The organism is Ancylobacter crimeensis (assembly GCF_023016805.1).
Classification (GTDB): Bacteria; Pseudomonadota; Alphaproteobacteria; order Rhizobiales; family Xanthobacteraceae; genus Ancylobacter; species Ancylobacter crimeensis.
Map to the genome: position 1 here is coordinate 24411 of NZ_JALKCH010000013.1, position 18100 is coordinate 42510.

19 protein-coding genes and 2 tRNA genes are annotated in these 18100 nt (G+C 64.9%); 8 read left to right on the top strand and 13 right to left on the bottom strand.

Annotation, left to right across the window (positions count from 1 at the left end):
• Nucleotides 1–77 precede the first annotated feature (77 nt).
• The 3 genes from MWN34_RS17170 to MWN34_RS17180 all read left to right on the top strand — a co-directional run bounded on the left by MWN34_RS17170 (nucleotide 78) and on the right by MWN34_RS17180 (nucleotide 3315).
• Nucleotides 78–1193: a ribonucleotide-diphosphate reductase subunit beta gene (locus MWN34_RS17170; RefSeq protein ID WP_247030532.1), complete on the top strand. Its 1116-nt coding sequence runs from the start codon at nucleotides 78–80 to the stop codon at nucleotides 1191–1193.
• Nucleotides 1194–1468: 275 nt separating this feature from the next.
• Nucleotides 1469–2194 carry an ATP-binding cassette domain-containing protein gene (locus MWN34_RS17175; protein ID WP_247030604.1) on the top strand — a complete coding sequence of 242 codons (726 nt, stop codon included), beginning with the start codon at nucleotides 1469–1471 and terminating at the stop codon, nucleotides 2192–2194.
• Between the two features lie 98 nt (nucleotides 2195–2292).
• Complete coding sequence (locus tag MWN34_RS17180; protein WP_247030533.1) at nucleotides 2293–3315, top strand: LLM class flavin-dependent oxidoreductase; 1023 nt, start codon at nucleotides 2293–2295, stop codon at nucleotides 3313–3315.
• Between the two features lie 338 nt (nucleotides 3316–3653).
• Here MWN34_RS17180 and MWN34_RS17185 read toward each other — a convergent pair.
• The 9 genes from MWN34_RS17185 to MWN34_RS17225 all read right to left on the bottom strand — a co-directional run bounded on the left by MWN34_RS17185 (nucleotide 3654) and on the right by MWN34_RS17225 (nucleotide 9530).
• Nucleotides 3654–3729, bottom strand: a tRNA-Phe gene (locus MWN34_RS17185).
• Between the two features lie 148 nt (nucleotides 3730–3877).
• On the bottom strand, nucleotides 3878–4141 hold the full coding sequence (yacG, locus tag MWN34_RS19815) for a DNA gyrase inhibitor YacG (RefSeq protein WP_281503073.1): 264 nt from the start codon (nucleotides 4139–4141) through the stop codon (nucleotides 3878–3880).
• Entirely contained in the window at nucleotides 4138–4761 is a 624-nt protein-coding gene (locus tag MWN34_RS17195) for a Maf-like protein (protein WP_247030534.1), read from the bottom strand. The genes yacG and MWN34_RS17195 overlap by 4 nt, the downstream gene beginning before the upstream one ends.
• A 106-nt stretch (nucleotides 4762–4867) precedes the next feature.
• Nucleotides 4868–5341 (bottom strand): arsenate-mycothiol transferase ArsC, encoded by a 474-nt coding sequence (locus MWN34_RS17200; protein WP_247030535.1) that lies wholly within the window; start codon nucleotides 5339–5341, stop codon nucleotides 4868–4870.
• Nucleotide 5342: 1 nt separating this feature from the next.
• A complete protein-coding gene (locus MWN34_RS17205; RefSeq protein WP_247030536.1) occupies nucleotides 5343–5852 on the bottom strand; it encodes a UPF0262 family protein in 510 nt (169 codons plus the stop codon).
• A 9-nt stretch (nucleotides 5853–5861) separates the two neighbouring features.
• Entirely contained in the window at nucleotides 5862–7154 is a 1293-nt protein-coding gene (hisD, locus tag MWN34_RS17210; protein ID WP_247030537.1) for a histidinol dehydrogenase, read from the bottom strand.
• A 124-nt stretch (nucleotides 7155–7278) separates the two neighbouring features.
• The gene (locus tag MWN34_RS17215) at nucleotides 7279–7827 is read right to left on the bottom strand and encodes a DUF2948 family protein (RefSeq protein WP_247030538.1); all 549 of its coding nucleotides are present in this window, start codon (nucleotides 7825–7827) and stop codon (nucleotides 7279–7281) included.
• Nucleotides 7828–7926: 99 nt separating this feature from the next.
• Entirely contained in the window at nucleotides 7927–9216 is a 1290-nt protein-coding gene (gene murA, locus MWN34_RS17220) for a UDP-N-acetylglucosamine 1-carboxyvinyltransferase (RefSeq protein ID WP_247030539.1), read from the bottom strand.
• A gap of 131 nt (nucleotides 9217–9347) precedes the next feature.
• Nucleotides 9348–9530: a hypothetical protein gene (locus tag MWN34_RS17225; RefSeq protein WP_247030540.1), complete on the bottom strand. Its 183-nt coding sequence runs from the start codon at nucleotides 9528–9530 to the stop codon at nucleotides 9348–9350.
• 248 nt (nucleotides 9531–9778) lie between these two features.
• Between MWN34_RS17225 and MWN34_RS17230 the strand changes: the two genes are divergently transcribed.
• Nucleotides 9779–9853, top strand: a tRNA-Thr gene (locus MWN34_RS17230).
• Nucleotides 9854–9932: 79 nt separating this feature from the next.
• The gene (locus MWN34_RS17235) at nucleotides 9933–11447 is read left to right on the top strand and encodes a DUF6538 domain-containing protein (RefSeq protein ID WP_247030541.1); all 1515 of its coding nucleotides are present in this window, start codon (nucleotides 9933–9935) and stop codon (nucleotides 11445–11447) included.
• A 152-nt stretch (nucleotides 11448–11599) separates the two neighbouring features.
• On the opposite strand, the gene MWN34_RS17240 is transcribed toward MWN34_RS17235, so the two are convergent.
• The 4 genes from MWN34_RS17240 to MWN34_RS17255 form a co-directional block, all read right to left on the bottom strand.
• Complete coding sequence (locus tag MWN34_RS17240) at nucleotides 11600–12424, bottom strand: ParB N-terminal domain-containing protein (RefSeq protein WP_247030542.1); 825 nt, start codon at nucleotides 12422–12424, stop codon at nucleotides 11600–11602.
• Nucleotides 12425–12854: 430 nt separating this feature from the next.
• Nucleotides 12855–13379, bottom strand: a complete 525-nt coding sequence (locus MWN34_RS17245) for a hypothetical protein (RefSeq protein ID WP_247030543.1) — start codon at nucleotides 13377–13379, stop codon at nucleotides 12855–12857.
• Nucleotides 13380–13431: 52 nt separating this feature from the next.
• Nucleotides 13432–14139, bottom strand: coding sequence for a hypothetical protein (locus tag MWN34_RS17250; protein WP_247030544.1), 708 nt, complete (start codon nucleotides 14137–14139; stop codon nucleotides 13432–13434).
• A gap of 906 nt (nucleotides 14140–15045) precedes the next feature.
• Complete coding sequence (locus MWN34_RS17255) at nucleotides 15046–15651, bottom strand: recombinase family protein (protein WP_247030545.1); 606 nt, start codon at nucleotides 15649–15651, stop codon at nucleotides 15046–15048.
• Between the two features lie 670 nt (nucleotides 15652–16321).
• Here MWN34_RS17255 and MWN34_RS17260 point away from each other — a divergent pair.
• The 3 genes from MWN34_RS17260 to MWN34_RS17270 all read left to right on the top strand — a co-directional run bounded on the left by MWN34_RS17260 (nucleotide 16322) and on the right by MWN34_RS17270 (nucleotide 18073).
• Nucleotides 16322–16558, top strand: a complete 237-nt coding sequence (locus tag MWN34_RS17260; RefSeq protein WP_247030546.1) for a hypothetical protein — start codon at nucleotides 16322–16324, stop codon at nucleotides 16556–16558.
• 104 nt (nucleotides 16559–16662) lie between these two features.
• Nucleotides 16663–17658 (top strand): zinc-dependent alcohol dehydrogenase, encoded by a 996-nt coding sequence (locus tag MWN34_RS17265; RefSeq protein ID WP_425532139.1) that lies wholly within the window; start codon nucleotides 16663–16665, stop codon nucleotides 17656–17658.
• Between the two features lie 13 nt (nucleotides 17659–17671).
• A complete protein-coding gene (locus MWN34_RS17270) occupies nucleotides 17672–18073 on the top strand; it encodes a 6-pyruvoyl trahydropterin synthase family protein (RefSeq protein ID WP_247030548.1) in 402 nt (133 codons plus the stop codon).
• The last annotated feature ends 27 nt before the right edge of the window (nucleotides 18074–18100 follow it).

An 18100-nucleotide genomic window follows, 5' to 3' on the forward strand; every position in this document is an offset into this window, starting at 1 on the left:
GCCGGCCCCGGTCACTACGGCGCGCCCGCCGTCACGGCGGGCGGCATGACCGTCCATGATCTCAGACGGAGTCCACCATGCTCGACTGGTCCGACACCAACCGCCCCACCGCCCTCCCGCCCGCACTTGCGAATATCGGAGACGGCACCGGCCTGGGTGCGATAAAGCGCGGTGCGTCCCGCGTCACGGTCGACGAAAAGCGCATGATCAACGCCCGCGCCGACGTGAATCAGCTTCTGCCGCTGAAGTACCGCTGGGCGTGGGAGAAGTATCTCGCGGCCTGCAACAATCATTGGATGCCGACCGAGGTGTCGATGCAGGCCGATATCGCGCTGTGGAAGGCGCCAGACGGGCTCACCGAGGACGAGCGGCGAATGGTGAAGCGCAATCTCGGCTTCTTCGCCGCCTCGGAATCGCTCGTGGCGAACAACATCGTGCTCGCCATCTATCGCCACCTCACCAACCCGGAATGCCGGCAATATCTGCTGCGCCAGTCCTTCGAGGAGGCGGTGCACACCCATACCTTCCAGTACATCGTGGAAAGCCTTGGCCTCGACGAGGGCGAGCTTTTCAACATGTATCGCGAGGTGCCCTCCATCACTGAAAAGGCGGCGTGGGCGCTCCGACATACGCAGAGCCTCGACGATCCCGCCTTCCGCACCGGCACGCCGGAGGCGGACCAGCAGTTCCTGCGCGACCTCGTGGCCTTCTACGTCGTGTTCGAGGGCGTGTGGTTCTACACCGGCTTCGCGCAGATCCTTTCGCTCGGCCGGCGCAACAAGATGGTCGGCATCGCCGAGCAGTACCAGTACATCCTGCGCGACGAGAGCATTCACCTGAATTTCGGTATCGACGTCATCAACCAGATCAAGATCGAAAACCCCGATCTGTGGAGCCGAGCCTTTCAGGAGGAGGTGCGCGGCATGCTGAAGGATGCGGCCGAGCTGGAAGCCGCCTATGGGCGGGATACCATGCCGCGTGGCCTGCTGGGGCTGAATGCGGCGTTGTGCGAGCAATATATGCACGTCATCGCCAATCGCCGCTGCGCCCAGCTCGGCCTCGCGCCGGTGTTCGCGGAAGCCGAGAGCCCATTCCCGTGGATGAGCGAGGCGATGGACCTGAAGAAGGAAAAGAACTTCTTTGAGACGCGCGTGATCGAATACCAGAACGGTGGCGCGCTTGCATGGGATTGAAGCAATCCTCGACAGGTCGACACGCGCAAGATGCATTTTTTCGAATGATTGAAAGGAGGCTGGTGCGGCGGGAATGCTGACAGTCGACGTCGCATGACTTGCAGGATTTGACGTCCACACAGCGATCATCGTACGCAAGGGATCACAATGGTTCGCCTCCGGAAAGGGACGTGCAGGTGACATCCCCGATCGCATCGCTCGCTGCGACGTCGCCGGCGCCGGTGAAAGGCCCGCTGTTCGATCTCGACGCCGTGTCCTTCGCGGTGCAGGGTCGCATGCTGCTGCATCCGCTCACGCTCACGCTCGAGTCGGGACGCTTCATCGGGCTGATCGGTCACAATGGCTCGGGTAAGTCGACCCTTTTGAAGATCCTCGCCCGTCAGCAACCTGCGTCCGGCGGCACGGTCCGGTTCGCCGGCGGCCCGCTCGACACATGGAGCGACCGCGGCTTCGCCCGCAAGCTCGCCTATCTGCCGCAAGCCACGCCTCCGGCTTCGGGCCTTCTGGTGCGCGAGCTGGTGGCGCTCGGCCGCTATCCGTGGCACGGCGCGCTCGGCCGCTTCTCCGACATCGACCGCCGCAAGGTCGAGGAGGCGATCGAGCTCACCGGCATAGCCCCCTTCGCCGACCGTTTCGTCGACACGCTGTCGGGCGGCGAGCGGCAGCGCTGCTGGCTGGCCATGCTGGTCGCGCAGGACGCCGAATGCCTGCTTCTCGACGAGCCGACCTCCGCGCTCGACATCGCCCACCAGATCGAGGTGCTTGCTCTCGTTCATCGGTTGAGCCAGCAGCGCAGGCTCAGCGTGGTGGCGGTGCTGCACGACATCAACATGGCGGCGCGGTTCTGCGACGAGCTTCTCGCGTTGAAGGGCGGCCGGCTGATCGCCCGCGGCACGCCGTCGGAACTGGTGACGCCGGACCGTCTGGAAGACATCTACGGCGTGCGGATGGAGGTGCTGGCGCGCGCGGGCGGTTCGCCGGTGGCGGCGCCGGTCTATTGATCGGCTTGTGGCTCTATTGACGAGCTTGCCGCTCGCCGCAGAGCACCCATGTCTGGTGTCGCTGCGTTCGTTCCGCCTCGCACAGGGTGTTCCGAATCATGAAGAAGATCGGCTTTCTGTCCTTTGGTCACTGGAATCCGTCGCCGCATTCCGGAACGCAGTCCGCTGCGGACGCGCTGCTGCAATCCATCGACCTCGCTGTCGCGGCGGAGGAGCTGGGGGCGGATGGCGCCTATTTCCGGGTACACCACTTCGCCCGGCAGCTCGCCTCGCCTTTTCCGCTGCTGGCCGCCGTTGGCGCGCGGACGAAGAACATCGAGATCGGCACCGCCGTCATCGACATGCGCTACGAGAACCCGCTCTACATGGCCGAAGATGCCGGCGCGGCCGATCTCATTGCGGAGGGACGTCTCCAGCTCGGCATCAGCCGTGGCTCGCCGGAGCAGGTGATCGATGGCTGGCGCTATTTCGGCTATGCCCCGCCCGAGGGCCAGAGCGATGCCGACATGGGGCGCCGCCATGCGGAGGTATTTCTGCAGGTGCTGAAGGGTGACGGATTCGCCGAGCCCAACCCGCAGCCCATGTTCCCCAATCCGCCGGGCCTGCTGCCGCTGGAGCCTCATGCGCCGGGTCTGCGCGAGCGCATCTGGTGGGGTGCGGGCTCGGACGCCACCGCGGTGTGGGCCGCGCAGCGCGGCATGAACCTCCAGAGCTCGACCCTCAAGGACGACGAGACCGGCGAAGCCTTCCACATCCAGCAGGCAAAGCAGATCCGCGCCTTCCGCGCCGCCTGGAAGGAAGCCGGCCACAGCCGAGAGCCGCGCGTTTCGGTGAGTCGCAGTATCTTCGCGCTGGTGGACGACCGGGACCGCGCCTATTTCGGCCGGGACAACGAGCGCGAGGACAAGGTCGGCTACATCGACGCCAATACCCGCGCGATCTTCGGCCGGAGCTATGCCGCCGAGCCCGACAAGCTGGTGGAAGAGCTGCGTAAGGACGAGGCCATCGCCGAGGCTGACACGCTGCTGCTCACCGTGCCGAACCAGCTCGGCGTCGCCTACAACGCCCATGTCATCGAGGCCATCCTCACCCATGTCGCGCCGGCCCTCGGCTGGCGGTGATAAGGGGGAGGAGATCCGCTCTCGGTCCGGCCGCTCGCCCGAATGACCTTCCGCCAGTTCGGGCGAAAACGCAGTGCCAGGGGCCGTCGCCGCTGAAAATTCAGCCGAGATGCTGGGTGGATGGTTGGAGACGGGATTTGTCCTGCGTAGGACGCACGAGCGGCTGGGTCCTTGAGCATATGACCGAGATGCCCGGCTCGTAGAGGGACCGCGGCAGCATGACCACCTGTCCCGGCGCAGGAAAGTGCTGTGCCGGCCGTCGCAGGGAATCTGTTTGGTAGGTTAGGCGCGCAAAGGCTGGGATTGGGAGCTTTGGTAGGCTGCTGTGGGCTTCAAAATGGTGCCCAGGGACGGAGTCGAACCGCCGACACTGCGATTTTCAGTCGCATGCTCTACCAACTGAGCTACCTGGGCGCCGGGCGGTTCGGTGAACCGCTGAAGCGAGGCGGGTTATAGTGGCTCGTTTTGAGCGTGTCCATATCCTCGCCTGTGGAAATCCCCGCCGGAATGACAGGACGGCACCCGTTCATGTTTGCCGAAGGCGCAGGTTGTTCGGGTGCCCCTACCGCTCCTGCGGTCCCTTGGGGGCGAGCGTGGGGTCGCCGTCCTCGTCTTCCTCCGGCGAGCCGGGGATCGCATAGACCCCGTTGAGCCAGCGATTGAGATCGACATCGGCGCAGCGGCTGGAGCAGAAGGGGCGGTATTGCTCGGTCGCCGGCTTGCCGCAGATCGGACAGGTGCCGCCGGTAAGCCTGTCGCTCCCCGCCGCCTCGCGTTTTGCCTTGCCCGGGCCTTTGCGGGCGTCTTCCGGCTTGTCCGCGCTCATGCCGCTGCGCTCCAGCCGGCATGCAGAGGATAGCCTTCTCCGCCCAGCAGCGCCGCCGTCTCGGCGAGCGGCAGGCCGACGACATTGGTGTAGGAGCCGATCAGCTTCACCACGAACAGGCCGGCGATGCCCTGGATCGCATAGCCGCCCGCCTTGCCGCGCCATTCGGTCGAGGCGAGGTAGGCTTCGATGTCCTGATGCGAGAGACGCTTGAAGCGGACGCGGGTTTCGACCACGCGCGTGCGTAGGGCGCCCTTCGGGGTCACCAGCGCTATGCCGGTGTGGACCCGGTGGGCGCGTCCCGACAGAAGGCGCAGGCAATCCGCGGCCTCGTCGGAAATGTCGGGCTTGGGCAGGATTCGACGACCCACCGACACCACGGTATCGGCCGAGAGCAGATAGGCATCGGCATAGGTGCCGGCCCTTTCGGCGCGGGCGCGGGCGACGCTCGCCTTGCCTTCGGCGAGGCGGAGCGCCAGGTGCCGGGGCAGTTCGCCGCGCTCCGGGGTCTCGTCGATATCAGCCGGCAGAAGGGCGTCGGGCTCTATGCCGATCTGGCCCAGCAGGGCCAGCCGGCGCGGAGACCCGGAGGCCAGCACGAGTTTCGGGCGACCGTTCACGTCGCGGATCTCCTCACGATCTGGTGGGCGCCGCAGCGCGGGGGCGCACGCTACTTGAAAGCCGCCATCCTGTGAACGTCCCGAGGTGCGAAGCGGACAGTGGCTCTCAGGCGCGGAAGCGGGTGCGGATGCGCATTTCCAGTTCGTCGCGCACGGCGCGATAGGCGTCAAGACGTTGTTCACGATTGCCGGAAACGAGGGTTGGATCGGCCGTGGGCCAGTATTCGATGTCGATCGCGTTGGTGCGGGTCAACTCGATCGCACGGTGATGCGCATCCGGCGAGAGGGTGATGACGAGATCGAAGGCCAGGCCTTCATTCTCCTCCAGTTCTTCCAGTGTCTGGGGACGATGGCGGCGGTTGTCGAGGCCGATCTCGTCCAGTGTCGCGGCGACGAAAGGGTCGACCTCGCCTTTCATCACGCCTGCAGACCCGACATAGAGCGAACGGCCGAACAGATGGCGCGCCAGGGCAGCAGCCATGGGCGAGCGCACGCAATTCTGGCCGCACATGAAGAGCACGGATTGCGGTCGCGCCGTGCGCGGGAGTTCACGGATGGGCGCGGTGGCGGGTGCGCTCATCTCACCCCTTCCAGTGCAGAGCGCAGATCAGGGTGAACAAGCGGCGGGAGGTGTGGAAATCCAGCGCGATTTTCTCCTTCAGCCGCTCGCGCAGAAGTTCCGCCCCTTCGTTGTGAAGCCCGCGCCTGCCCATGTCGAGCGCCTCGATCTGGGCGCGGCTCGCCGTGCGGATCGCCTCGTAATAGGTTTCGCACATGAAGAAATAGTCCTTCACCGCCTTGCGCAGCGGGCTGAGCGAAAGATGGTGCGACACGACCGGTTCTCCGTCCTGCCGTGCGATATCGAGGACAAGGCGGTTGTCGGCGAGGCTGACCAGCAGGTCGTAGGGGCCGGGATCGGGGTCGCCGAGCGGGAAGAACGCGTTCTCCTCGATCAGGTCGTGGATGGCGATGGCGCGCTCGTGCTCGATGTCGCGCGAGGCGGCGCCGATCGACGCCTTGTCCAGCCGCACCGCCACCAGGCGGCGCGTCTCGGCATGGGGATCGGTCTCGCGATCAGCCTCCTGCGCCATCGGCTGCCCTCAGAGATTGAGACGGATCGCCACCGAGCGTGCGTGCGCGCCGAGCCCTTCCGCCGTGCCGATGGTCACAGCCGCCGGTCCGAGCGCGCGCAGCTGCTCGGGGCCGCATTTCAGGAAGGAGGTCCGCTTCATGAAATCCAGCACGTTGAGGCCGGATGAGAAGCGAGCCGAGCGGGCGGTCGGCAGCACATGGTTCGAACCGCCGACATAGTCGCCGATCGCTTCCGGCGTATGTCCGCCGAGAAAGATCGCGCCGGCGTGGTGGATGCGTTCGGCAAGGCCTTCGGCGTCCGCAGCCATGATCTCCAGATGCTCCGGCGCCACGCGATCGACCAGCGCCGGTGCCTCCTCGAGCGAGGCGAGGCGGATCACCGCGCCGTAATCGCGCCAGCTCGTCCCGGCGATCTCGCAGCGCGGAAGGGTTGCGAGCTGCCGTTCGACGGCGGCGATCACGGCTTCCGCGAGCGCATCGTCGTCCGTCATCAGGATGGACTGGGCGGCGGTGTCGTGCTCGGCCTGCGCGAGAAGATCGGCGGCGATCCAGTCGGGATTCTGCTCGCCGTCAGCCACCACAAGCACCTCGGAGGGGCCGGCAACCATGTCGATGCCGACCGTCCCGAACACATGCCGCTTTGCCGCGGCGACGTAGGCATTGCCGGGGCCGACGATCTTGGCGACGGGGGGAATGGTCTGCGTTCCATAAGCCAGGGCTGCAACCGCCTGCGCGCCGCCGATGCGATAGATCTCGTCTACACCGGCAAGTTCAGCCGCGGCGAGGACCAGCGGGTTCAGCACGCCGTCGGGAGCAGGCACCACCATGGCGAGGCGCTTCACGCCCGCGACCTTCGCAGGCACTGCGTTCATCAGCACCGAAGATGGATAGGCGGCGGTGCCGCCCGGCACATAGAGGCCGACGGCGTCCACCGGCGTCCAGCGATGACCCAGTTCGACGCCGATCTCGTCGGTATAGCGCTCGCTCCGCGGCAATTGGCGGCTGTGATAGGCATGGATACGGTCATGGGCGAGGCGCAGGGCCGCCACGATCTCCGGCTCGGCAGCCTTGAGCGCCGCGGCGATTTCGGAACGATCCACGCGAATACCGGACGCAGCGAGGTCGATACGGTCAAAGCGCTTCGAAAGCTCGATCAGCGCCGCATCGCCGCGGGTGCGCACATCCTCGACGATCGCGGCGACCGCTTCGGCGACATCCTGAGACACCTCCCGCTTGGTGGCCAGGAAAATGCGGAACTGTTCGGGAAAGTCGGGTGAGCGCGTATCGAGACGGAGCGGCATGGTGTGTTCCTGCAAGGCGGTCGGCAATGCGATGCCGACCTATCGCAACCGGGGCGACGGAACACAAGAGCACAGGCGCCGCAGGCCGGGTACCGGCAGGTGAGGAAGCGAGGGGGCGGTCGCCTCAGGCCATGGCGTCGTGGCAGGGCGTACCCTTGGCATCCCAAGCCGGACCAAGATCCTGAAGGCCGACCTCCAGGCATTCGACGGTAAGTTCGACCTCACCGCCGCCGGAGAACAGCAAGGTCACCACCCCGGAGGGAGCATCCGTCTCCTCGAAGGAAACCGCGAGAAGGTTCAGGACGGCGTCCTTGCGGCTGAGATCGATCCCGCGCAGGCGAGCGCTGATCACACGCTCGAAATGCATTCCCGAGCGACGGCGCATACAGGGTGGCGCACCGATGGCCGCTGCCCTCGCAGGATGACCCGGGGTGGCTGCAAAGCCCACTGCCACCGGCGTGGCGCCCGCCATCTGGACAGGGGCGGGAAAACCGCCAGCGGTCGCCTCGGCCTTGACCGCCGCTTCCCAGTCGAAGCGATTGGCCAGCAACGCGAAACGGTGCTCGCGCTGCAGGAACACCATGTCGCCTACCCGGACGACGGCATCCTGCAGATGCGCCGACAGGATCGCCAGATCCTCGCCGTCGAGCGCGATCAGCTTCAGGCTGCTCATGATCGTCTTGCCTCAACTTGCATCTTCGCCGTGTTTCAGGTCGCAGATGGCGTCGCAAGGCGCTTGCCGCAAGGGGCGTGAACAGCGCCCGCCGCATCCTTATCCGGCGATGCGCTCGATCTCGGCGCCGCAGGCTGAGAGCTTCTCCTCCAGCCGTTCGAAGCCGCGGTCGAGATGATAGACCCGGTGGATCATGCTCTCACCCTCTGCCGCCAGCGCACCGATGACAAGTGAGACGGAGGCCCGCAGATCCGTCGCCATGACCGGCGCGCCCTTCAGCCGCTCCACCCCTTCGATCGTCGCAACCTGGCCGTCGAGATGGATGCTGGCGCCGAGGCGGGCTAGCTCCTGCACATGCATGAAGCGGTTCTCGAAGATCGTCTCGGTGATCGTCGAGGTGCCCTTGGCCCGGGTGGTCAGCGCCATGAGCTGCGCCTGCAGGTCGGTCGGGAAGCCGGGGAACGGCTCGGTCGTGACCTCGACCGGCGCAATGCCCGCGCCGTTGCGCTTCACCTTCAGGCCTTCATTGGAGACGGTGATTTCGGCACCGGCACCCCGCAGGGTATCGAGTGCCGATTCGAGCAGGTCGCCCCGTGCGCCGGAGAGCATGACCTCGCCACCGGTCATAGCCACCGCCATCGCATAGGTGCCGGTCTCGATGCGGTCCGGCAGCACGGTGTGGCGCGCGCCCCTGAGCCGGGGGACGCCGGTGATGCGGATGGTTTCGGTGCCCTGTCCCTCGATGCGCCCGCCCATCGCGTTGATGCAGTCGGCGAGGTCGACGATCTCCGGTTCGCGGGCCGCGTTCTTGATCACCGTGTCGCCCTTGGCGAGGCTGGCGGCCATGATGGCGGTGTGGGTGGCGCCGACCGACACCTTCGGGAACACGATCTGTGCCCCGACAAGCCCTTTCGGCGCGCGCGCCAGCACATAGCCGCCGTCAATCTCGATCTCGGCCCCGAGTGCGCGCAGCGCATCGAGATGGAAATCGACCGGCCGCGTGCCGATGGCGCATCCGCCGGGCAGCGAAACCTTCGCCTCGCCCATGCGCGCGAGCAGGGGAGCGATGACCCAGAAGCTTGCCCGCATCTTGGAAACGAGTTCATAGGGCGCGGTGGTATCGACGATGACACGGGCATCGATTTCCATGGTCTGGCCGGCATAGGCATCGTCGCCGCGCCGTTTGCCGTTCACCGTGATGTCGATGCCGTGATTGCCGAGGATGCGCTGCAGCTGCGCGACATCGGCGAGGCGGGGCACATTTTCGAGGACCAGCTTCTCCTCGGTGAGCAGGCCGGCGATCATCAGCGGCAGCGCGGCATTCTTCGCACCGGAGATCGGAATGGTGCCATTGAGCGGATTCCCGCCGACGATGCGAATACGGTCCATCGGGGTGGGTACCTCCTGAAAAAAAAAGGGTGGAAGGCCCCACCGGGGCCCGCCGCGGCACCTTGGGTGCGGCAGCTCGTCTCTGCTGATCGTCTATCGCGTGTTCGGGATCGAGACAACGCGCGTGACGTTCAACCCTGCTCCCGGGGCATGCCGGATGGGCTGTCGGCGGCTTCACCGGTATCATCGGGAGACGAAGCCGGCGCTGCCGCCCGTCCACGTGCTTGCGCTTTGCGCCGCCTCAGGTTTTCCCGCAGCGCGGCAGCGAGTCGCTCGGCCTTCTCGCGGGCGGTCTGGTCATCGTCCATGGACATGGGAGGATCCCGAGTTCGCGCAGTGTCGCGATGGTGGAATAGGCCCGCACCCCAGCGGCAGCAAGCCTTGAGACGATCGCGGCGTTTCCGTGTGGATCGGAGTGAGCCGTGGAGGATGGACGAAACCCGCCATCGATGCACAGGATACGGGGATAGCCAGCAGCTTTCTGCGCGAGACGCTTGCGCGGTGCGATCCTCTGTGGCAAACGTCGCCCCGCTTCGGGGACGTCGCCACGTTCCCCCCCGGCGCTGCGGTAGCTCAGTGGTAGAGCACTCCCTTGGTAAGGGAGAGGTCGAGAGTTCAATCCTCTCTCGCAGCACCATAATTTCCTTAGGAATTCCAATAGTTTACTGATATCTCTATGCTTTTTCTGGCGCCATTGCTACAAAATGGTGCTACAAATGGCTCTGCGCATGGTCCGTCCCTTCCGCCATCCGAAGACTGGTATTTTCTGGTTCCGCAAGGGTGTCCCTGTTGATCTGCGGCTCCGCGTTGGCAAGCGCGAAATCACTCACAGCCTAGCGACACGAGACCCTGATACCGCCAAGGAACTGGCCGCGCCACTAGATGCGGAGTGGACCGCCCGTTTCAAGTCGCTCCGGTCAGGCGTTACAGTTCTGACTCAAAAACAAATCGTTGCTCTCGCTGGCCGCGTCTATCGTGCGTGGGTCGCGGGTATGAGCGATGAGCCGGGGCCGGCAAGTATATGGGAGCGGTTGGAAAAGCTGGCGGGTGAGCGTCTACAGGCCGGTGGCGCGGTGAAGTGGTTTGCGTCAGAGGTCGATGCGGAGTTGCTGCGGGAAGGCTTGGCTGTTGATGAAGCCACCCATGCACGTTTGATAGCGGAGACGGACAAGGCTTTTGTTCAGTCCGCTCGCTTGTTGAAGCGCCGCGCCCAAGGCGACTACGGTCCTGACCCCGATGAGGGGCGCTTTCCAGAATGGACTGCGACGGGGGACGTTGGGGCCACGCGGCAGGAAACAACCGTCCCCCTCATGGGCCTCTTTCAGGGCTATCTGCGGGAACTTCAAGCGTCCGGTCGTGGGGGCGAAGCTGAGCGCCGTTGGATGCCTGTCCTTCGCGCCTTCATCGAAACCCTCGGACACGATGATGCGCAGCGCGTGACGAAGGAAGATGTCATCCGCTGGAAAGACCAGAGGCTAGAGACCCGTGCGCCTAAGACCGTGCGCGACACGGAAATCGCCGCTCTCCGGGCCGTCTTCGCGTGGGCAGTAGATAACGCCAAGCTCTCTGAGAGCCCCGCGAAGGGTGTCAAAGTGCGCCTCACGGAGAAGCCGCAGGCGCGAGAGAAGGGCCTGACAAAGGCCGAGGCGGCCGCCGTGCTCAAGGCTGCACGGGACTACCGGAAGTCTGACCGTGAGTACCTGCAAACCGCCGCCGCCAAGCGTTGGGCGCCGTGGTTATGTGCTTACTCCGGCGCGCGCGTCTCCGAAATCACGCAACTCCGCAAGGAGGACATTCGGCAGGACGATGGTATCTGGTACATGCGTATCACGCCTGACGCGGGGTCGGTGAAGACTGGTCAATACCGGGACGTGCCCTTGCATGAGCATGTCGTGGCCGAAGGTTTCCTCCGCTTCGTGGAAACCGCCGAGACCGGGCCGCTATTCTTCGCCGCTGGGGAGCGCAAGAGCAAGGTTCACCCATCCAAGCAGGTCGCCCAGCAGCTCGTTGAGTGGATACGCGGCCTCGGCATCATCGGGCAGGACGTGAAGCCCAATCATGGTTGGCGGCACGCACGCAAGACCATCGGCCGGGAGCTTGGCTTGAACCCGCGCGTGCTGGATGCCATTGAGGGGCACGCAAGCCGCACCGCAGGCGACGACTACGGAGATGTGACGCTGAAAGCCAAGGCTCTGGTCGTGTCGCAATATCCGCGCTTCCACCTTGAATAGCTGCTTGAGCCTGCGCCCTCTGGTGTTATGGAAAAAAATGAAGCCCCTCGCTGGGCTTCTCAGACACGTTGAAAACAAAGAGTTTGCAGCGTGTCGCTGTCGTCTGTAACTGGTCCATTGGACCGACAACACCGCACAAACCGTTGCCGTTGCTAGAAAGGCATCGCACCGCCGTCTTCCGCCCGCTTATCCCAATGCTCTGAAAACTCCCCGTCCGTCTCATGCTGGGCCTTGAGCGCGTCCAGCATGCTCGCCATGAGTTTCAGCATTTCGTCCCTCACCGCGTACTCCGAAGCGTCCTCGAAGCGGTCCTTCAAAGCAGATAGGGTCACACAGAACGGCTCCACTTCGGGGACCCTTTCCGCCTTGCCCGTGATCGAGCCGCCCTCTCCGATGAAACCATCGTGGCCCCCCATCTTGGCCGCTGTCCTAGGAAAATCTAGCTGCATCCATCGCAGCACTGTCGTCTTCGGCGCTCCGACCTGCGCGGCTATCTCGGCATAGGACAGGAAGTCCCCTGCCGCTGACGTTCCGTCCCTTCTGTGGCCACCCTTGGCAACGTGCTGCCGCGTCCTGATGAACGCCCGGAACATCTTTCGCCGCTCCTTGGGCTTCAGCGGAAGGCCGTGCACGTCGTTCGCCTTCGCCGCCCGCCACTGCGCCTCTGCGCGCGACAGGGTCACGGCGCTCGCCTGCACCGTGTCGCCCCCGATACGCTCAATCGCCCTGAAGCGGTGGTGCCCGTCTATGATGACCGGCACCGTCTCCTCGCCCACGAAAGCAATCGTGATAGGCGCGACCACCGTGCCTGCCTTGTAGAGGCCTGCCAGCTTGGTCACGTTGCCCGCATCCAGTGCACCGCGTATCTGATAAACAGGGTCGCGCCTGATGTCTTCCAGCTTCACCGTGAAGGGGCCGACATCGCCGCCCTTGGCCTCCGCTGCGGCTTTCCGCACGGCCTCTATCGCCTTCACCATCGCGCGCGCCTGCCTGATTTGCCTGTCCGCCGACCTACGGGAGGGGCGCGCATTGTCAAGGTCGTCCTTCCATCCACAGCCCTGCGCATCCCCCGGAGAGGCGCCTCTACCAGCCGCCCGCGGCGCCAAGCGGTGAACACGCGGATGACCTCGGCGCGGACCTGCTTGGCCTTGGGGGTTCGCGAGAGGAGGCAGACGAGGAGGGCTTGTTCCTCGTTGAGGTAATAGGCGGTGCCGGGGCGGCCTCGTCCGAGAGCGTCGGCTGATTTAGCGGGCGCTGCCCGCAAAACCCCAAACCCTTCAAGCTCAACGGCGTTTGGGCCGATGATGTCCTTTCGGATGTCCCTCGCCCGAGACATCCCGAGCCTCTCCGCGAGGTCCGTATCAAGCACCCTCGGCTCATCATGCCGCCGCTCTCGAAGGTGCGTGGCTAGGCGTCGTCCCAAGGATAGCCCTCCGGTGGCTTAGGAAGGCCGTAGGTAAGCGTTCGTTCGGTGACTGCGCCTGTGGCGGTCGGTACGATGGAAGCCGCTTCCGTGGCTGCGACAGGGCCCCGTACCGCCGTCTTCGCTTGTCCCTTCGCGGGGGCGCCGTTCTCCATGACATCCGCCATCCACGGCCCGAAGGTCTTCACCCGCTTTTCCGCAGCGTTCGCCGCTATTTCCTTCAAGCCCGCGTGGGTGAGGAAGGCCGCCCTATCGAAGGTCGGGACTGCCTTCTTGCCTGCGGTATCGAAGTCCTCTCGCCGCAGTGTCACCCTGTTCGCGTCCGACACGCGCAAGCCTGCAAGGACAGGCCGCGTTCCGTGCGGTGGTTTTGGCTCATAGCCAATCGCCTTCAGCACATCGTGCGCCATCATGAGGCGCCCGTGAACGGGGTGTCTCGCCGCTCTTATCGTGCCCCCATCGGGGTAGCGCAGGTTGTGCAGGGTGAGAGATGCTGTACTGTCGTTCATGGGCGTGGTGTCTGCTGTCTCGCGGTGCTGCGGAGGGACGTGGCTATTCATATCACGCCGCCGCCGCTTCGGGGGCCGTGGCACCGGCAAGGCGGGCCGCAAGCCGCCGCTCCACTTCGGCCTCAAAGGCGGCTTCACGTTCGGCCTCACGCGCCGCGCGCTCACGGTCACGCTCTGCCCGCTCATGGCGAATGCGGTCCTCAAGCTCCTGCTTCTCCGTCTCCCTCGCGAGATACTTCCGCGTCATCGCCAGCGGACGGAAGCGCCACATGAGGCGAAGCCAGAGCTGATGCAGACGCCAGTAGCGCACCCCCACCACAAGGTCGCGCAAGAGGAGAACAATGAGCCCGAGGGTGAGAAGCGGGATGCCGATGGCGCACCACGGATAATGACCAATCCGCTGCACCCCTGCGGACGGCCCGGAACGGCGCAGCAGATCGTCCATAGAGTAAGAAAAGTCAAAGTGCCCCACACTCACCAGAAGCGTTCCCGGCCCTTCATCGGTCTCGCGGTCGAAGACCCCTTCCCACTCCATGGCAAGACTGCCGATGAAGGGCAGCTTCACTATGGGCAGCACGTCAATGCGCCGCGCCACCTCGTCAATGAAGGCATCCTGCTCGGCCTTGCTCGGCACCGGCAGGGCACCCTTCCTCACCCGCTCAACCTCCTCGGAGACAGCGGCAGAGGCCCGCTGATAAACGGCTTCAGGCATGGCTTCAGGAGCCGCGAGAGGGGCGGCGGAAGAGGTCGTTACGGTCATGTTGAGGGGAGCCTTACGCGCTACGTCCGGGCGCCGGGAGGGCGCTCTGAGATGACGGACGGTCATCTGAATAGGGGGCGAGGATTTCCGAGGTCCAACAAGTTTTTTGAGTCCAAGCCGGGGATGGACTCACTAAGGTGATGGAGGGCGGGAACGGTCCTGTAGGTCTCCGCTGCTCTCGTGGTTTATTCGCGCAGTTGCCGGCTCTTGATCTCGGAAAGGGGACAGACGCCCCCTCGGAGGTACGCAAAGAGCTATCCAAGCGCCCCGCCATCGTCGGCTACCTGCCTAGTCGCAAGAGCCGAATAGCACCGAAACAGCCACGTAATCCGGTAATACCTCCATCGAAGAAATTACCATCAGCATCTTTTCCTCTGTAGATACCACCGCCCGAACTGTGGCGCCTGTGCAACTTATGTTCCCTGTTGCTTCGCTGAAAACGCAGTACATGTCCTTGCGCATGTCGTTACCGGAAAACGTACCGTATCCGTGCGGCTCCCCGCTGATTGTGTTGGGGAGTGCGATGTCAACTTTAAGTGACTGGACCCCAGTGAGTTGGTACGCTTTCAACGTGGGTGGGGTTCCCTCACGCGTGATGGATTTGCCCTCGTGCACTCTGCATGACCAGTTTGTTTTACTGAGCGGCACCGCGCGCGCTTCGCTCATCTGGCCGACAACAAGATGCAACGCCAATGTGCACCGAACCAACCCGTTTGACATCAAGTCTTATTCCCCCGCCGTAGCCGTACTATGCCACCTTATCCCGAAAGGGAAAGTGGCGTGAGGTGGCGGGGCTGGGAGGCGCCCTAACCCCCTCGGATTGCGGTTCTAGAGCGTCGGTTATTCCTCTTCAGCAAGGGCGTTTCTTCTACCTATAGTGGGTGATTTGATCATGAGATACTACATCTATGCATCAACGCCTCCTAGTGCCCGATAGACGCTTCCACGACCTATCCCCAACTCCTTGGCAACCTGCGTCACCGTCATCCCCTGCGCATGCAGCCGCCGCGCATCCTCCGCCTTGGCCCTCGCGGTCGGCTTGCGTCCGAGGTAGCGACCCTCCGCCTTGGCCTTGGCGATGCCCTCCTTCTGTCGCTCAAGCATCATCTCGCGTTCGAACTGTGCGAACCCCGCGAAGATGTTCAGGATCAGCCGCCCCGTGGCGCTGCGCGTATCGACCGTCTCGCCCCCGAGGTTCAGCACACGAAGGCTGACGCCCTTGGCTTCAAGCTCCTTCACGACCTCCCAAAGGTTGATCGTCGAGCGCGCCAGTCGGTCAATCTTGGTGACGACGAGCGTGTCCCCTTCGCGAACGTAGTCCATCGCGCGCGCCAGCACGGGACGCTCGCCCACGGACGATGCCTGTTCGGTGAAGACCCTGCCGCATCCTGCCGCCTCAAGGTCACGGCGCTGGGCGTCGAGCCCGGCCATCTGTTCGGCCGTTGAGGTGCGCCCGTAGCCGACCAGTATCGGAGCTGGGGGCGGCATGGGCGTGCCATTGGGCACCGCCATTCCCTCTGCTTGATGTGGCGCCGTTTTCCTACGCCCCCGCCGTGCCATCGTAGAACCCTTTCGCGTCCAAAAAGTCTAGGCATGAGAGTCGGCCGCGTCCAGAATGTCAACCCCTATTCTATTGGACGCGATTGGGCACCGAACCGGACACGTCCACATGGGCAGGGTCTATTGGGCGCCGTGTGCCGTTCGCTCGCTCCCCGAGCACAGGCCTGCACGTCGCTTGCCCCCGGCGTCACGTGTTTTTGAGCTATTCCGTGTGTCCGTGCGGAGGGGCGGTGGGGGGAATTTGCGCGGTTCTCTATATCTCGATGCCCACTCAGATTTTTCCCGGAAATTGCCGGGGGTGATGCGGCCGCACCGGGCTGATGGGTGCGGTGGCTTCGGTTGACAGCCGTCGGCCTGTGGTACATACCGTTGCTACAAAATCAAAACTGGCTGTCAGAAAAAGTATTTATATATCAATGAATTGTTGGGAATTTCTGCGAGTTCAATCCTCTCTCGCAGCACCATCGAAAATCCAACAAAATCAAAGAGCTAGACCCGCAGCGTGCGTCACGCGGCATTGGCTTCTGTCTGTTTCCCGGACGGATTGCCGGTGCTTGCCCAATCCGTGCGGGAACGCCGGCAGGGCCGGATCGTTGATCCTCGACACAGAGGAGACGATGCCATGGTCGATCCCACCCCGCCGATCACCCCGCCGCCCGGTCCGGATATTCCACCGCCCGCCGAATCGCCGGATAGCCCGCCTGTTCCGATCGAGGAGCCTGTGCCGAGCGATGATCCGGACATCGTGCCGAATATCGACCAGCCGGAAATCCTGCCCGGAGAAACGCCGCCGGAACTGCCCCCGGACAGTCTTCCCCCCGATGTCCAGCCGCCCAGCCAGCCGCCGCCGTCCTTCTGACGGGAGGGTAGAATCGGTCCGATGAGGTGGACAGTGAGGCCAGTCAGTCCGAAGGGGCCGGCGTTCGGCGAGGCGGGGCGGAGCCGGTCTCGCTGGTGCCGGTCATCGCCGTGAGCCGCTCCGCGCAGGCGCGCGCTTTCTGGACGATGGGCGAAGGGCTCGGCGCGCTTCGGGACGAGGCGCTGGCGCCTCCCGCCGACGGCGAGGTCGAGGTCGAGACGCTGTTCTCCGGCGTCAGTCGCGGCTCGGAGGGGCTCGTCTTCGCCGGCCGGGTGCCGCAAGAGGAATGGCAACGGATGCGGGCGCCGTTTCAGGCCGGCGATTTTCCAGCGCCGGTGAAATATGGCTACTGCCTTGCCGGCCGCATCGCGTCCGGTTCGCCGGGTGCCGGCAGGTTGGTTTTCGTGCTGCACCCGCATCAGGATCGCTTCGTCGTTCCGGCGGACGCGGCTATACCGGTTCCCGAAGGAGTGCCGGCGGCGCGGGCGGTGCTGGCGGCGAATATGGAGACGGCGCTTAACGGGCTGTGGGATTCCGCTGCCGGACCGGGCGACCGGATCGTCGTCGTCGGTGCCGGCGCGGTGGGGCTGCTTGTCGGGTTCCTCGCCGCCGCGCTGCCGGGTGCCGAGGTTACGATGGTCGACACTGACCCCGCCCGCCGCGATACGGCTGCCCGGCTCGGCCTTGGTTTCGCCTTGCCGCAGGAGGCGCCGTGCGATGCGGATGTCGTATTTCATGCCAGCGCCAGCGCCGCCGGGCTCACCACGGCGATCGGCGCCGCGGGCCGCGAGGCTGCGATTGTCGAGATGAGCTGGTACGGGGAAGGTATGATCGCCGTTCCGCTCGGCGGCGCGTTCCATGCCGGGCGGCTGAGGCTGATCGCGAGCCAGGTGGGGCAGGTGTCTCCCAGCCGTCGGCCGCGATGGAGCCATCGGCGGCGGCTCGTGAAGGCACTCGAACTGCTGCGCGACCCCCGGCTCGATGCGCTGCTCGGCAGGCCGGTGCCCTTTGCCGAACTGCCGGCGCGCTTCGCCGCGATGCTGGCAGGGCGCGATCCGTGCCCGCTGGTGGTCTATCCGGCGGGCGAAGGGCTGATCTGAGGAGAGACCACATATGTATGCCGTCGAGGTGCGCGATCATATCATGGTGGCCCATTCCTTCCGGGGCGAGACCTTCGGCCCGGCTCAGGCGCTGCATGGGGCGACCTTCGTGGTGGATGTCGCCTTCTTCCGTGCGGCGCTGGATGCCGATGGCGTCGTGGTCGACATCGGCCTTGCCCATGAGGCGCTGAAGGCGGTGCTCGGTCCGCTGAATTACCGCAATCTCGACGAGCTGGATGCCTTTGCCGGGCGCAACAGCACCACTGAGGCGCTGGCCCGGCACATCTTCGAGGGGGTGGAGGCCGCGATCCGGGATGGCCGGCTCGGACCGGGCGCAGTCGAGATCGCGCGGCTCCGGGTGACGCTGCATGAGAGCCATGTCGCCCGCGCGTGGTATGAGGCGGACGTTGCCTGAGCAGCGCCTGCACCGCGACGCATCTTG